16 protein-coding genes are annotated in these 13,848 nt (G+C 46.8%); 9 read left to right on the forward strand and 7 right to left on the reverse strand.

Features of this window, described 5'->3' with window-relative positions; genetic code table 11:
* Positions 1–431: 431 nt before the first annotated feature.
* From ACSF8X_RS10115 to ACSF8X_RS10125, 3 genes are all read right to left on the reverse strand, one after another.
* Positions 432–1,175, reverse strand: a complete 744-nt coding sequence (locus ACSF8X_RS10115; RefSeq protein ID WP_500849837.1) for a zinc-dependent peptidase — start codon at positions 1,173–1,175, stop codon at positions 432–434.
* Between the two features lie 430 nt (positions 1,176–1,605).
* A complete protein-coding gene (locus ACSF8X_RS10120) occupies positions 1,606–1,860 on the reverse strand; it encodes a hypothetical protein (RefSeq protein WP_500849838.1) in 255 nt (84 codons plus the stop codon).
* 59 nt (positions 1,861–1,919) lie between these two features.
* The gene (locus ACSF8X_RS10125; RefSeq protein WP_500849839.1) at positions 1,920–2,510 is read right to left on the reverse strand and encodes an Arm DNA-binding domain-containing protein; all 591 of its coding nucleotides are present in this window, start codon (positions 2,508–2,510) and stop codon (positions 1,920–1,922) included.
* Positions 2,511–2,712: 202 nt separating this feature from the next.
* On the opposite strand from ACSF8X_RS10125, the gene sbcB reads away from it, so the two are divergent.
* The 7 genes from sbcB (at position 2,713) to ACSF8X_RS10160 (ending at position 9,396) form a co-directional block, all read left to right on the forward strand.
* Complete coding sequence (sbcB, locus tag ACSF8X_RS10130; protein WP_500849840.1) at positions 2,713–4,134, forward strand: exodeoxyribonuclease I; 1,422 nt, start codon at positions 2,713–2,715, stop codon at positions 4,132–4,134.
* 331 nt (positions 4,135–4,465) lie between these two features.
* Positions 4,466–5,008, forward strand: coding sequence for a winged helix-turn-helix domain-containing protein (locus ACSF8X_RS10135; RefSeq protein ID WP_500849841.1), 543 nt, complete (start codon positions 4,466–4,468; stop codon positions 5,006–5,008).
* A gap of 142 nt (positions 5,009–5,150) precedes the next feature.
* The gene (locus ACSF8X_RS10140; protein WP_047880230.1) at positions 5,151–5,492 is read left to right on the forward strand and encodes a CidA/LrgA family protein; all 342 of its coding nucleotides are present in this window, start codon (positions 5,151–5,153) and stop codon (positions 5,490–5,492) included.
* Positions 5,492–6,169, forward strand: coding sequence for a CidB/LrgB family autolysis modulator (locus ACSF8X_RS10145; RefSeq protein WP_500851175.1), 678 nt, complete (start codon positions 5,492–5,494; stop codon positions 6,167–6,169). The genes ACSF8X_RS10140 and ACSF8X_RS10145 overlap by 1 nt, the downstream gene beginning before the upstream one ends.
* A 212-nt stretch (positions 6,170–6,381) precedes the next feature.
* Positions 6,382–7,269 carry a cytidine deaminase gene (gene cdd / locus ACSF8X_RS10150; RefSeq protein WP_047880232.1) on the forward strand — a complete coding sequence of 296 codons (888 nt, stop codon included), beginning with the start codon at positions 6,382–6,384 and terminating at the stop codon, positions 7,267–7,269.
* A gap of 152 nt (positions 7,270–7,421) precedes the next feature.
* Positions 7,422–8,306 carry a DMT family transporter gene (locus ACSF8X_RS10155; RefSeq protein ID WP_500849842.1) on the forward strand — a complete coding sequence of 295 codons (885 nt, stop codon included), beginning with the start codon at positions 7,422–7,424 and terminating at the stop codon, positions 8,304–8,306.
* Positions 8,307–8,421: 115 nt separating this feature from the next.
* The gene (locus ACSF8X_RS10160; protein ID WP_047880234.1) at positions 8,422–9,396 is read left to right on the forward strand and encodes a TAXI family TRAP transporter solute-binding subunit; all 975 of its coding nucleotides are present in this window, start codon (positions 8,422–8,424) and stop codon (positions 9,394–9,396) included.
* 90 nt (positions 9,397–9,486) lie between these two features.
* On the opposite strand, the gene ACSF8X_RS10165 is transcribed toward ACSF8X_RS10160, so the two are convergent.
* Positions 9,487–9,894 (reverse strand): hypothetical protein, encoded by a 408-nt coding sequence (locus ACSF8X_RS10165; RefSeq protein ID WP_047880235.1) that lies wholly within the window; start codon positions 9,892–9,894, stop codon positions 9,487–9,489.
* 309 nt (positions 9,895–10,203) lie between these two features.
* On the opposite strand from ACSF8X_RS10165, the gene purT reads away from it, so the two are divergent.
* Positions 10,204–11,382, forward strand: coding sequence for a formate-dependent phosphoribosylglycinamide formyltransferase (purT, locus tag ACSF8X_RS10170; RefSeq protein ID WP_500849843.1), 1,179 nt, complete (start codon positions 10,204–10,206; stop codon positions 11,380–11,382).
* Positions 11,383–11,478: 96 nt separating this feature from the next.
* On the opposite strand, the gene ACSF8X_RS10175 is transcribed toward purT, so the two are convergent.
* Complete coding sequence (locus ACSF8X_RS10175; protein ID WP_047880237.1) at positions 11,479–12,120, reverse strand: thiopurine S-methyltransferase; 642 nt, start codon at positions 12,118–12,120, stop codon at positions 11,479–11,481.
* 215 nt (positions 12,121–12,335) lie between these two features.
* A complete protein-coding gene (locus ACSF8X_RS10180) occupies positions 12,336–12,731 on the reverse strand; it encodes a hypothetical protein (RefSeq protein ID WP_240478349.1) in 396 nt (131 codons plus the stop codon).
* 213 nt (positions 12,732–12,944) lie between these two features.
* Between ACSF8X_RS10180 and ACSF8X_RS10185 the strand changes: the two genes are divergently transcribed.
* On the forward strand, positions 12,945–13,370 hold the full coding sequence (locus ACSF8X_RS10185) for a nitrous oxide-stimulated promoter family protein (protein ID WP_500849844.1): 426 nt from the start codon (positions 12,945–12,947) through the stop codon (positions 13,368–13,370).
* Positions 13,371–13,424: 54 nt separating this feature from the next.
* Here ACSF8X_RS10185 and ACSF8X_RS10190 read toward each other — a convergent pair whose 3' ends face one another.
* A complete protein-coding gene (locus ACSF8X_RS10190; protein WP_500849845.1) occupies positions 13,425–13,793 on the reverse strand; it encodes a spore gernimation protein in 369 nt (122 codons plus the stop codon).
* Positions 13,794–13,848 lie beyond the last annotated feature (55 nt).

Below are 13,848 nucleotides of genomic sequence, written 5' to 3' on the forward strand. Positions count from 1 at the left end.
TAACGCACAGCAAAACAAAAGATATATATCGTGACGATAAAATAAATTTATCAAGGAGGGATATTCTGATTCAGAATAAATGCAATCGATTTTATAACAAGAAGCAGGTATTAACTTTGCTATTATTTAGAATAAAATCATTATTTAAGCGTAAAAGAATGAAGAAATATTTTATTTTGTAAACATTGTTATCAATAAATACTAGTTATAGACAACTTGAACAATCGCAATCATAACTCCATGATAAATTAACTTTTTAATGTTAATACCACTTAACAAGTAGTTATTCTCATTATTGATAACATAGATATTATATTTAGCGTCCGTTTACAAGAAATCTTTAATTCTCATTCCTCTTTTTTCAATATTCATTTTATGCCCTTCGCTTCTTCTACCTCAGTCTTAGAACTGAGACACAAACAGTTACACTGTCACGCGTTTGTGTCACGTAAATGTAACGCCATATCCAACCCATAAATCGCAACCAAATCGCGATATAACTCAGGTGAGTCGTTTAGAATCGCTGACGGATTGGTGAAAAACAACTCAGACAAGACAGCAAAATACTCCTCGGGCGGATGAAAAGAGGCATCATCATAACCATATAAGGTGTCCCCTCGCTCTCCGGGTGGTGTAGCACAATCAGCAATGGCATCATCCTGCTGCTTTTCAATATTATCCAGATAGTTCTCGTATCCTGCGCAAAGCGCCGGAGTGCTTCCCGAAAGGCCAAACAGGTGATCAAGAACATGGGCAAATTCATGAACAACCAGATTATGACCTTCAAGGATCTCAAACGATTCCTCTAAACATGGCCAAGCACACAACCTTACTGTTGAAGACTCATAAGCATCACCATCGACGGGCAAGTCATCAGCACAGATATGGAGCCATTTAACAGAGGAGAAAAAATTCGTCTGCTGTGCCGCACCAACCAATGCGGCATTGGCGGCAATCACAACCAATAGAGTTTCATGATCCTCTACTTCTATCTCGGGGCTAACCAACACTGTTTTACCGTCGTAAAAGCCATTCACGAACTGGCAGATCACCTGTTGCTGCTGATCTGAAAAGTATGGGTACAATGCCATCGAACGGCACAAAATAGCATGTACATTCTCAAATCGAGGGGCTGCCCTGCCTTTCTCTTTACGTTTGCCAAAACCGAAAAACATATTGTGGTGTCCTATCGCGTTGGGAACTTAATAATAATAAAAAAGCCGCCGTGTACAAACGGCGGCTTAATCAAAAGCAAACTCTAATTACACTTTGGCCAAAGCCCCCTAAGGGTCACTACTCTCTGGATAACTACCTTGTGTCTACCATTTTACTTCATAAGTTACGCCTTCAAGGACAACCTGACACCACCGATATATTGTGCAAGCATTCCAGATCTGGCTCTGTGGCCTGACGTATCAGAACTTGACACAAGATCAGCAGAAGTTATTGATGTATAAACATCATTTAGAGAGCCATTGCCTAATTCTAACCTTTAGACCCATTTTTCCCGTCTCGTTGGATTATGAAAAAATTTCTATAACGGACTTGTTGCTTTGGTGATTTGCTTACGCACTTCTTTAATACATTCGATAAGAAGTAATGTTATTACTCTATTCCATCATTCAAAAAATCAGCTTCGTAGCCCAGACAACCCACAATATGCACAAAAGACTCCGGACTAATAATGTCATCATGGATGTGGCCAAACTGGTCAGCTACCCCCTGATAACAAACTGGACCACCTTTTATGTAATTTGGTTCGCTTGGCTCAGCAATATCCATTACATCAAATGTAACAAGTACCTCTTGAGGCTCTACGCCATCTGGAACGAGAAATTCCTTTAATTTAACTGTGATCATTTTTCCGATTTACCTTAGTTACATGTGGGACAAACACACCATCGTCAATAGTGATTTAGCTAGTTTGTAGCTACATTCTGCTTCTTTATTCGGTCTAAGTCTGTTCTATCTATAATGAATTTGCTTTTACAGAAGTTAAGGCAGGAACGAACGTTGGCAAATATGGAATTGGCGGTTTTGGGCTTGTTTTCTGCAATGCCGTCTAGCCACTGCATCCATTCCCTTGCGGGTATAGTTTCTACGTTTCGATCAGGAAACGCCCCTAAGTAGTAGTTCTTGGCAAAGGAGCCGTAGAGCTCTTGCGTCCCTTTTTTCAGTTTGGGCACATAATGCCGCAACCAGTAATTCACGCAGTCGTCGAATGTGACGAAATCTTGTTCACCAGTCATGGCAATTTCTGGATTTCGGCCCGATTCCCTCAATTCCATCATGATTTTATGTTTCCGCCTTGCCTCTTTCAATGAAGTTGCGGGATACTTACCTATCTTGATTCTTAGGTTTTTACCGTTGAATCGGCAGCGATACTGGAAGGTGATCACAGCTGAAGATGAGATGCGAGCAACAAGCCCTTCACCATCGTTGAGCTCTGTTGGACCCTCATACGTTTCTTGCTTTGAAATCAACTTCAATTGCCGATCGAGTATGCTCATACTAAAACCTTGTTTTCGTTCCTTGAATGGACACTGTTTTGGACGCAGGGCGCAGTACTTTTGGACGCAGATTTGGACGCAAATGCCAATCCCAAACGTTATTGCGCAGGAATTAACTACTGTATATATGAACAGTATAGCATTTGAAAGCCATTGTTAGAACAAACACTTAATACTGATTCAATGGTTTCTGGAAATTACGATGAAAGACACAAATGAACCAACATTGTTTTGGCTAGACTACGAAACCTTCGGTGCCAACCCGGCACTTGACCGTCCTTGCCAGTTTGCCGGTGTTCGCACCGATATGGATATGAACATCATTGGCGAGCCTTTGGTGATTTACTGCAAACCGCCGGTAGACTATCTACCCTCGCCGGAAGCATGCCTGATTACGGGGATCACCCCGCAGGAAGCCCATGAAAAAGGCTTGCCCGAACACGAATTCATGGCCCTTATTCATGCAGAGTTATCTAAGCCCAATACCTGTGTGATTGGTTATAACAACGTGCGCTTCGATGATGAAGTCACCCGCTATTCGCTGTACCGTAATTTCATCGACCCTTACGCGTGGAGCTGGCAAAACGGCAACTCGCGCTGGGATCTGCTCGATATCATGCGTACCTGCTATGCGCTGCGCCCAGAAGGGCTTGAGTGGCCCCTCAACGAAGACGGCAAACCAAGCTTTAAGCTGGAAAAGCTCTCGGTAGCCAACGGCATTGAACACGCCAACGCCCACGATGCAATGGCCGATGTGTATGCCACTATCGAATTGGCGAAACAAATCAAACAAAACCAGCCAAAACTGTTCGACTACTTCTTCACCCTGCGCAACAAGCGCAAGCTGCAAGAGCTTATCGACGTGGTCAACCTGACCCCGCTAATGCACGTATCGGGCATGTTCGGTGTTGATTGCGGCAACACCAGCTGGATTGTGCCGATGGAATGGCATCCAGAAAACAAGAATGCGGTTATTGCGGTTAACCTTGCGATGGATCCTACCCCGCTTATCGAGCTGTCGGCTGATGAGCTGCGCGAGCGCCTGTATACCAAACGTATTGACCTTGGCCCTGATGAGTTACCTGTTCCGCTCAAGCTAATCCACCTTAACAAGTGCCCGGTACTGGCCCCGGCGAAAACCCTGCGCGCAGAAGATGCGGCCCGTCTGGGTATCGACCGTGAAGCTTGCCTGAAAAACCTCGCTGTATTGAAAGCACACCCAGAAGTGCGCGAAAAACTACAGGCGATATACAGCCAAGAGCGCGAGTTCAACAACGACAACAATGTTGATGCGATGCTTTACAGCGGGTTCTTCTCGTATGCTGATCGTGCCACCATGAACATTATCTTGCAGACACCGCCTGAAGAACTGGGCAAGCTGGAACTGAATGTAAGCGATGAGCGCATCAAACCGCTACTGTTCCGCTACCGTGCCCGCAACTTCCCTATGACGCTCGATTACAAAGAGCAACAGCAATGGAAGCATTACTGCCAGGATTATTTCGAGGAGAAACTGCCGCGCTACATGCAGAACCTTGAAGCCATAGCGATGGACAACCAAAGCGATGAGCGCAAGATGAAAATCCTAAAAGCGGTATACGACTACGTGGCCACACTGGTGTAAGTTGCAGAAAAATATCAACTGAACCGTTTATAAATCAGTTAAACCGTCATTATGATATGAGCCCCGAAGCCGACCAAGCGCTTTGGGGCTTTTTTCTGAGACACATTCACCATAGCGCAAGTTGCAAAAACAGACGCCCCCTTTCACACTTTATCTAATCAAGTTATTTATCAACAATGCCAATCACAAGCAGTCATTGGTCATGGATAGCGTGGGATAAATACTTGTAGCCTATTGAACCGAAGCACTTTTACAACGTGTCGGCATGGAAGCTCTTTGGCTGGTTCGCATCTCTTACTGCACAACTACATAGTTGTTTTGAGTGGAAACCATGACGACAAAAACACTGACCCGCTGTTTTCGCTTTACCCATGTCGACTTTGTACCCGACATGCGCTTGTTGATATGGAACGACAAAACCGAAACTTCGCTTACTGTGCATGAGTCACGTCTGTTGGAAACCTTATGCTTAAGTGCTGGCGAGGTGATTAATGCCGAGCCGCTGTATCACAAAACCTTCACTCAAATCGATCCTTACGAGGATGACCACAATAACCAGTATGATCTCAATACGCTGTGCCATTCTCTGCAACAAAAGCTAACACGCGGCAACAAGGTGGTTATTCCTATCGATGTGATCCGCCACTATGGTTTTCGGGTTCCGCTGCCGGTGAAAACCTGCCGAATTATCCATGAGAGCAAGACCGTTAACGCACTTCCCGCAAAACCCGTCTCACCCACCTCGCCCTCAAACTCGACCTCTCCCAAAAAGTCTCCAGCAGAAAACATCGTTAACCATAGCATCATGCATAAAATATCTGTGGTGATCCTCACTATTGCCGGTGCTGCCGTTATCTACGCCTCATTCAACTGAATACCTACCCGCAGCCTCACCATAACGCCGCAACCAAGGATTTAAACGCCATTTTTTCGCGAATTTAACCGCCAATAAAGTGTGGTTTTGATCACATTTATTTTGTATGATAAATCAATCCTACGCTAATCATGAAGGGTTTATGGCTTACCTACGTTCTTTCCTCATCATCTTTGCATGCCTCATGGCAGGGAAAGGCATTCAGTTCCTCACTGGTCTTGCGATCCCCGGCAGTATCATCGGCATGCTGATCTTGTTCACTATCCTCTCTATGGGATTGCTCCCTGCAAATTGGGCAATGCCCGGCTGTCACTTATTGATCCGCCATATGGCGTTGCTGTTCGTACCTGTCGGAGTCGGACTGATGAACTATCTCGATTTGCTTCAGGCCAATACCCTGATCATCCTCTTAAGCACCCTTGGCAGCAGCTTGGTGGTATTTGCCGCATTGGGTATCGCAACCCACTATAAGGAAAAGCAATGATCTGGCTCGTTACAACGCTGGTTGTCTTCTATACAGCCCGCTACATTGCACAGCGGTTACAGAACCCTATCGTCAACCCTTTGTTGATTAGCCTTTTGGTAATCATTCCCCTGTTGATATGGTTAAAAGTACCTTACGAAACCTATTTTGAACAAAACAAATGGATCAATGCCCTGCTCGAACCAGCAGTGGTTGCCTTGGCATTCCCGCTTTACGAACAACTCAGCCAAATTCGACAAAAGTGGAAGGTCATTTTTTCGGTTTGCCTGATCGGCAGCATCTTGTCGATGGTCACTGGGGCCGGTATTGCCGTAATGATGAGGGCAGACAGCCAGCTTACCGCCTCTATTTTGCCAAAATCGGTCACTACACCGATTGCAATGGCCGTTGCGGAGCAAGTGGGCGGCGTTCCTTCTGTGGCAGCTATCATGGTGATTATTGCCGGGTTATTCGGCGCGGTATTAGGCTATCCTCTATTTAGGCTATTACGTATTGAGGCACCCATTGCCAAAGGATTAACCATGGGAACGGTCTCTCACGCACTCGGTACAGCCAAGGCAGCCGAAGAAGATTTCCAAGAAGGTGCATTTAGTTCTCTGGCTCTGGTTATCTGTGGGGTTATCACTTCTATTCTGGCCCCTTTACTATTGCCCGTGATCATGTATCTGTTTGGCTAACCCTTGGTCTATGAATGTTGCCAAATGTGCAGGTAATCGAATACAAACCTAATGTACTGATTTTATTAAGCTAGGTTTTTATTTGTTGTGTGACCCGACTCCCATAAGTGTAATGACTGCAACAACAAGGATATTTGTGTGATGTAGATCACACAAGATTCTTAGCAAGCAGCCTACAATGTTTCTCCATACACAAGACGGAGTATTCACTCATGCACACTAAAGTAATGGATGCTTTAGGCGCTTTACCTGTAGATTTGGCAGCAGCACTTAAACCCGTTGTGACAGCCGATAATTTTGATGCAACCCTAAGTTCTGACGTGTTCGAGCAACTAATGGCCAAAACACAAATGACAGACAGTGAACTTCGTGTTGCCCTACTTCCTCTTGCCGCAGCCTATTCTGTTGCACCTATTTCAAACTTCTTTGTTGGTGCAATTGCTCGCGGCCATTCTGGTACATTGTATTTCGGTGCTAACATGGAATTTGTTGGTACCTGCCTCTCTCATTCCGTCCATGCCGAGCAATCTGCTATCAGCCACGCTTGGGTAAAAGGTGAAACAGGCATCCGTGATATCACCATCAACTACAGCCCATGCGGTCACTGCCGTCAGTTCATGAACGAATTGACAACAGCGAAAGAGCTAATTGTGCAGTTGCCTGAACGTGCGGCAAAAACACTACAAGAATACCTACCTGAATCTTTTGGCCCTGCGGATCTAAACATTAGCGATGCACTGATGACTCAGGTTAATCACGGTATGACCACCGAAGCGACCGAATCGTTGGTACAGGAAGCCTGCAGTGCAGCTAACCGTGCCCATGCTCCATATACCAAGAACTTCAGCGGCGTGGCCGTTAAAGCGAAAGACGGCCGTATCTTCGCTGGTATGTATGCCGAGAACGCGGCATTCAACCCTAGCCTGCCTCCACTACAAGTTGCATTGATCAACATGAACATGGCTGGCTATGCCCTGTCAGAACTTGAAGAAGCAGCACTGGTTGAAAAAGCAGATAGCACAATCAGCCACCTGTCCAACACTCAGGCCACCCTTGAAGCGCTAAACCCAGATATTCCGCTAACCTATGTGGCGGCTTAAGCCATCAATGGATTTACGCTGACAATTTCGCTAAAAAAACCGCCAATAGGCGGTTTTTTTATACCTGCCAAGTCACGCTGTCACGAAAGCTGTTTGTGATAGTACAAAGCAGGAGTATGATTTTTCGAGTTTTACTATAAAGAATGCTTTTCATGTCACATCAACACAACCCGCTCCACGGAGCGAGCTGGATGCTCACTGCCGGGCTGGCCTTTGCCATCGTCAATAGTCTCGCCCAATATGTCAGTATCAATCTCGGTTTACCATCCACCACTGTTGCACTGATCCAGTATTTCATTGCACTTATTGCTATTTTCCCTTGGCTACGCACTCTGGGGCTTCGCAATGCGCTACGTACCAACCATTTCGGGATGCACTGTTTTCGGGTTTTCCTGTCGGTAATTGGTATTCAGCTCTGGCTCTGGGCACTGGCCTATCCGGTACCCATCTGGCAAGGCATCGCCCTGCTGATGACATCACCACTGTTTGCCACCATTGGTTCAGGCCTACTTCTTAAAGAGAAAGTCGGTACAGCCCGCTGGATCGCGACCTTGACCGGTTTTATCGGGGCGATGATCATTCTTGAACCTTGGTCAGATGGCTTTACTTGGGCCACCCTGCTACCTGTCGGTGCTGCTTTCTTCTGGGCCGGTTACTCGCTGATGGTTAAGAAGATGTCAGCACATGATTCACCAACAACCATTGTGGTGTACCTGCTTATTCTGATCACCCCGTTCAACATTTTCTTGGCACTGCCTGATTTTGTTCTACCACAAGGCGAGTTGGGCTGGGGGCTACTCATTGCAGCGGGCTTGCTCACGGCCTTGGCACAGTGGGCAATTGCCAAAGCCTATGCCGTGGCTGACGCCTCATTTGTTCAGCCATTTGACCATGCCAAGCTGCCCCTTAATGTGCTGGCGGGCTGGCTGGTATTCGGCTGGGTTCCACCAGGTCGCTTGTGGCTTGGTGCAGCGATTATCATTTTGTCTGTTGCCTTCATCACCCAGTGGGAAAGCAAAAAGCCCAAGATCAGCTAAGCTATTATTTTTATTCCACGCTCCCCACCCAACGGGGGGCGTCTTATCCTCACGACAACATCCCCTCGACCAAACAGCTACACTCTCAACTTTGACACCTTACTGCGAGGTTACTATGTGGCTTCTCCGCACGTTTGCTGCTGCTTTGCTTTTTGCCTCCGTCGGAATACTCTCACAGCCTGCTTGGTCTCAATCATTCATGACCATCGGCACTGGCGGTGTCACCGGGGTCTATTACCCCACAGGCGGAGCCATTTGCCGATTAGTCAACAACGGCCGGAAAGCTCATGGTATACGCTGCTCAGTGGAGTCGACCGGTGGCTCGATCTACAACATCAATAACATTCGGGCCAATGAACTTGATATGGGGATCGCGCAATCCGACTGGCAATACCACGCCTACAACGGTACAAGCCTGTTTGCCGACAAAGGTCCATTCAAGTCGCTGCGCGCCGTATTCTCTCTTCACCCCGAACCCTTTACCGTCGTAGCGCGCGCAGATAGCGGGATCAAAACCTTTTCTGATTTGAAAGGCAAGCGGGTGAATATCGGCAACCCCGGCTCTGGGCAACGGGGAACAATGGAAGTGCTGATGAAAACGATGGGATGGACAGAAAAAGATTTCTCTCAAGTCAGTGAGCTCAAGGCATCAGAGCAATCACGCGCCCTGTGCGATAACAAAATCGATGCCATCGTTTATACCGTTGGTCACCCCAGCGGGGCTATCAAAGAAGCCACCAGCGCCTGCAACAGCGTGATTGTGGATGTTTCAGGGCCAGAGGTGGACAAACTTATTGCTGAAAATAGCTTTTATCGCAAAGCGACTATACCCGGCGGCATGTACCGCGGTAACGATAAGCCGGTAAACACCTTCGGTGTGGGGGCTACCTTCGTCTCATCCACCGCCGTGGACAAGGCGCTCATCTACCAAGTTGTCAAAGCGGTATTTGATAATTTCGATACCTTTAAGAAGCTGCATCCTGCATTTAACCATCTGAAAAAAGAACAAATGGTAACTGATGGACTCACGGCTCCACTCCATGACGGAGCCAAACAGTACTTTATCGAGGCTAATTTACTCTCGCCTTAATTCCCCTCTCCCTTTACCCACCTGCTACCTATACACGCCTCCCCCTTTCTATGGGGGAGTCAAAGAGCCAACCCCCAGTGTGTTAGAGCTTCAGAATCTGACGCGAAAGCCCAATTGCCCTTCAAGATCCAAATCGACATCTTCAACAACATACAGAGTCGGGCCGACTTCCCCGTAAAACTCAACGTTATTGATCGGTATTTCGAAACCAATACCACCACGCACACCCAACTTATCGTGCTTGTTGTCGACATACTGCGCCCCAACAAACGTATAGAGGTTGTTCATACCCGAATCTTGAGTCAAAGAACCAAGGTTAAATGTCTTGTCCACGGCCAACCCAAAGTCATCAATCCCTAGCGAAAAACGCAAATCATGGTGCTTATACTGAATACCTGACATTGGAGAGCCAAAGAACACGCCAACGGCTTGGGCAGCTTGTACCGATGACCATGGCAGCATGCACAGCATACCCAATCCAACCAACTGCTTTTTCATCTTTCTAATCCTTATTTCATCAATATCCGAAACATGCCCTGTAAGAACGGCCGCCAATTTAACGATTGAGAGATGAAATTTCGAGGCTTGCAGGCCAGCAATGACACAACTTTGACAATCAATGCTAAATATTACTCACATGCAAATAGCCTCAAATCACCCGCTATAGATAAGTCGTTATTGCTCTGTCCTATGCGATGTAAAATCCTGCAAACATCTAAAGCAAACACCCAAGGCAAACGTTTGCGTCAATGCTTTTTTGCTGTATGATCTCAATCAGATTTCACAAACATCCAGTAAGGAATTTCGATGTTAGGCTCAGCAACCCGATCTCACGCTACCCGTGTTTTACTTCTTGGCTCAGGCGAACTTGGCAAGGAAGTGGCCATTGAGTGCCAACGCCTTGGGCTAGAGGTTATCGCCGTCGACCGCTATAACAACGCACCGGCTATGCAAGTTGCCCACCGCAGCCATGTTATCGACATGCTAGACGGTAATGCTCTTCAGGCCGTTATCGACCATGAGCAACCCCACTACGTTGTGCCAGAGATCGAAGCCATCGCCACCGACAAACTCGTCGAGTTGGAAAGACAGGGGCTAAATGTTGTTCCTACAGCAAACGCCACCAAACTCACCATGAACCGCGAAGGGATCCGCCGCTTGGCAGCAGAAGAGCTCGGGCTTGCCACATCGCCTTATGAGTTCTCAGACAACTATGATGATTTTGTCGCCTCCATTAAACGCATTGGCACGCCATGCGTGGTGAAACCAATCATGAGCTCATCAGGCAAGGGCCAAAGTGTCATCAAAACACCGGCGGATATTGAATCTGCGTGGCAATATGCCCAAGAAGGTGGCCGAGCAGGCGCTGGACGCGTCATTGTGGAAGGCTTTGTCGATTTTGACTACGAAATCACGTTACTTACGGTACGCGCGGTAGATGGTGTCCATTTCTGTTCGCCAATTGGTCACCGCCAGGAAGACGGCGATTACCGTGAATCTTGGCAGCCGCAGCAAATGTCTGAACAAGCCCTACAAGCCGCACAAGCAGCCGCAGAGAAAGTCGTTAACGCACTGGGTGGCTATGGCCTGTTTGGTGTTGAACTCTTTATCAAAGGAGACAAGGTGCTCTTTAGTGAAGTCTCACCGCGACCGCATGACACAGGTATGGTCACCCTTATCTCTCAGGAACAATCTGAGTTTGCTCTTCATGTCCGCGCGTTCTTGGGCTTGCCAATTCATTCGATTACCCAATATGGCCCATCGGCTTCAGCCGTTATTTTGGCGGAAGGTGTTTCCCAAGACATTCGTTTCGATAACCTAGCTACTGCATTGGCTCGCCCTAATACCCAAGTGCGTCTATTCGCCAAACCTGAAATAAACGGACGCCGCCGTCTTGGTGTTGCCCTAACGCGCCGTAACAGCGTTGAAACCGCGATTGAGGATGCCGTTGCCACTGCAGGTGATGTGAAAGTGATCGTCGAATAAAGGCCTTACCCTAGCCCTCCTGCTCCTGATAAGGGGGGATGCCCTTCAAAAACACTTTCTAACTCCCCCTTTGATAAGGGGGAGCTGGGGGAGAAATTAAACCGTTATCAACCATGCCTCTTCGGCAAAACGGCTCAGACCACGCTGACGGCGCGGATGTGTCTCATCGGCCTCATCGCGCTCCAATAACGTCAACTCACAACCTGGGAACAGTGATTGCAGCTCATCGGCAGTCACAGAAAACGGAGGGCCGTCCATCTCTGGTTGCGGGTAATCCAATGTAATAAGCAAAATACGGCCACCGGGTTTCACCAGCGATAACAGCTTATCGGCATACGCCTGGCGCATCTCAGCCGGCATCGCAACCAACGCAGCACGATCATACACAGCATCAACCGGATCGATACGAGTCTGGAAAAAGTCACCGGTGTAAATCGACAATTCATCAAACTCATACAACGATTGGCCGTTACCCAAGGGCATCACCAACGGCGTATAAAAGTGCTCCGAAAAGTAAGCACGTACCGCAATCTCACTCAATTCGATTCCAACAACTTTATCGTGCTTGGTCGCCAACCACGTCAAATCTACCGACTTACCGCACATAGGCACCAATATGACATCATCTCGGCCTGCGTTAAGCTGCGGCCAGTGCTTGATTAGCTTTGGGTTAGTATCATCAAGGTGAAAACCTATGCGGTTTTCGGCCCAGCGGCTATGCCAAAATTCCGTATCCATTTATGTACTTCTCTTTCTTATATTAAGACTGACTGCGGCAGTTATACCAAACTTCACAGAGCATTGCTAACCACGGGCTACATTGAATTGCAGACACAAAAAAAGGTGCCGAAGCACCTTTTTTCGCTAGCAATACATTGCAGGCAATTTATCGCTAAAAATACATTCTTCAATTTTCTTTTATGAGAGCAATTGAATAAAATGTCGCTATTGTATTAAGAAATACGGAATAGCTTAATTGAATCTCGACGAACTGTAACACCACGGAAGGTTACAGGCTCTAGCAGAGTCATAAGCTGCTTAGAAACGAAAAACTTACCACCGTAAGTACGATCGCCACCACGATTCACCCATTCTGCAAATTGATCTGCCAAGCTGAACATAGAGTTACCAACAAGCAGAACTAAGACTTTAGCGACTTCACTGTCATTCTGTTTATTAAACTCCGAGTCGCGGACTTTCTTACGATATTCCTCGACAATTCTTTCCAGGCATTCAAATCTGCTCATATTCACCACCATAAAAAAAGAGGAGCGGATACTACTGCTCATAACCAATGAAATCAAGCCATTCAAAGCATATTCATCGAATAAATCCGCTATTTTTTCCATCCATTAACATCATCAGGGCGAATATAGGTAAATTTTAAGATTTATGTCATGTTTTCTCGACAAACATAAAGATACATTATGAATGCAAGTTATAGAAAACATGCTACTATCTATAGACGCTCGATTTTGAGAGCGCCTATAAAACACCCAGTGCGGTTAGGCTGTCAACAGCTATTATTCAACTGCTGCAATTTTTATCACTCGAGGCCGAATATGAATCAAGAGCTGCCGGTTTTATTTGGCTCTCTCGCCACTGAATTCGAGACTATTGATGCAATGGTCACCATATACTGCCGCCATCACCACCAACAACAACGTCACCAGCGCTTATGCCACGACTGCCAAACATTTCTGGCTTACGCCCACGAACGACTTGATCGCTGCCCTTATGGCCAGGACAAACCCACATGCAAACAGTGCCCTATTCACTGCTACAAACCCGACGAAAAAGCGCTTTCCAAAACCATCATGCGCTTTTCTGGGCCACGGATGCTTTTGCACCACCCGATCCTGGCATTGCGCCACATCATGGCTGAACGGCGGGCTATTCCCACCAAACCCGCAGCGCAGGCTTCAAATCGTCATCAGCGCAAAGCCCTAGAAAAAATCACCACACAAAATAAAACCGGCGGTCATTAAGACCGCCGGTATATCTTTGCGAAAGCATTTATCTACTAGTTAATAGCTTGGCGACTAGTTTCGATAGTAATCAACAACCTGAACGGTAATCGGCTTATCATTCGCTTCTAGCCCCAATTCAAAACTATTGCCATCGAGCATTTTCGCCGATGACCCCGCTTTACCGGTAACACTCACCCCTTCGATTTTCTCAAATGAACGCGTTGAGTCGTAGTGCATATTCACCGTTAAAGCCGTGTCCTTGTTTACCGCCAAATCAAACTGGCAAATTCCTGTTGGGCAATACACATCAAGCTGGGCTTCGTTGTACTGAATGTTATCAACATTTTTAATTGGCGTAGCTGTAATCTTCAATTCCTCGCCACAACCCGCCATCAAAACCACGGCCAATGCTGTTGCTATCCATCCCATGTATTTTTTCATATCTTATTTTTCTCCAACTACCCAAGGCAAATCATTATATACCCATTAGCAAAAC

The organism is Photobacterium panuliri (assembly GCF_059920555.1).

Excerpts from the sequence above, each read along its gene's own strand:
- ACSF8X_RS10115 (WP_500849837.1), bottom strand. The coding sequence starts at position 1,175 with ATGTTTTTCGGTTTTGGCAAACGTAAAGAGAAAGGCAGGGCAGCCCCT.
- ACSF8X_RS10120 (WP_500849838.1), bottom strand. The coding sequence starts at position 1,860 with ATGATCACAGTTAAATTAAAGGAATTTCTCGTTCCAGATGGCGTAGAG.
- ACSF8X_RS10125 (WP_500849839.1), bottom strand. The coding sequence starts at position 2,510 with ATGAGCATACTCGATCGGCAATTGAAGTTGATTTCAAAGCAAGAAACG.
- sbcB (WP_500849840.1), top strand. The coding sequence starts at position 2,713 with ATGAAAGACACAAATGAACCAACATTGTTTTGGCTAGACTACGAAACC.
- ACSF8X_RS10135 (WP_500849841.1), top strand. The coding sequence starts at position 4,466 with ATGACGACAAAAACACTGACCCGCTGTTTTCGCTTTACCCATGTCGAC.
- ACSF8X_RS10140 (WP_047880230.1), top strand. The coding sequence starts at position 5,151 with ATGGCTTACCTACGTTCTTTCCTCATCATCTTTGCATGCCTCATGGCA.
- cdd (WP_047880232.1), top strand. The coding sequence starts at position 6,382 with ATGCACACTAAAGTAATGGATGCTTTAGGCGCTTTACCTGTAGATTTG.
- ACSF8X_RS10155 (WP_500849842.1), top strand. The coding sequence starts at position 7,422 with ATGTCACATCAACACAACCCGCTCCACGGAGCGAGCTGGATGCTCACT.
- ACSF8X_RS10160 (WP_047880234.1), top strand. The coding sequence starts at position 8,422 with ATGTGGCTTCTCCGCACGTTTGCTGCTGCTTTGCTTTTTGCCTCCGTC.
- ACSF8X_RS10165 (WP_047880235.1), bottom strand. The coding sequence starts at position 9,894 with ATGAAAAAGCAGTTGGTTGGATTGGGTATGCTGTGCATGCTGCCATGG.
- purT (WP_500849843.1), top strand. The coding sequence starts at position 10,204 with ATGTTAGGCTCAGCAACCCGATCTCACGCTACCCGTGTTTTACTTCTT.
- ACSF8X_RS10175 (WP_047880237.1), bottom strand. The coding sequence starts at position 12,120 with ATGGATACGGAATTTTGGCATAGCCGCTGGGCCGAAAACCGCATAGGT.
- ACSF8X_RS10180 (WP_240478349.1), bottom strand. The coding sequence starts at position 12,731 with ATGGAAAAAATAGCGGATTTATTCGATGAATATGCTTTGAATGGCTTG.
- ACSF8X_RS10185 (WP_500849844.1), top strand. The coding sequence starts at position 12,945 with ATGAATCAAGAGCTGCCGGTTTTATTTGGCTCTCTCGCCACTGAATTC.
- ACSF8X_RS10190 (WP_500849845.1), bottom strand. The coding sequence starts at position 13,793 with ATGAAAAAATACATGGGATGGATAGCAACAGCATTGGCCGTGGTTTTG.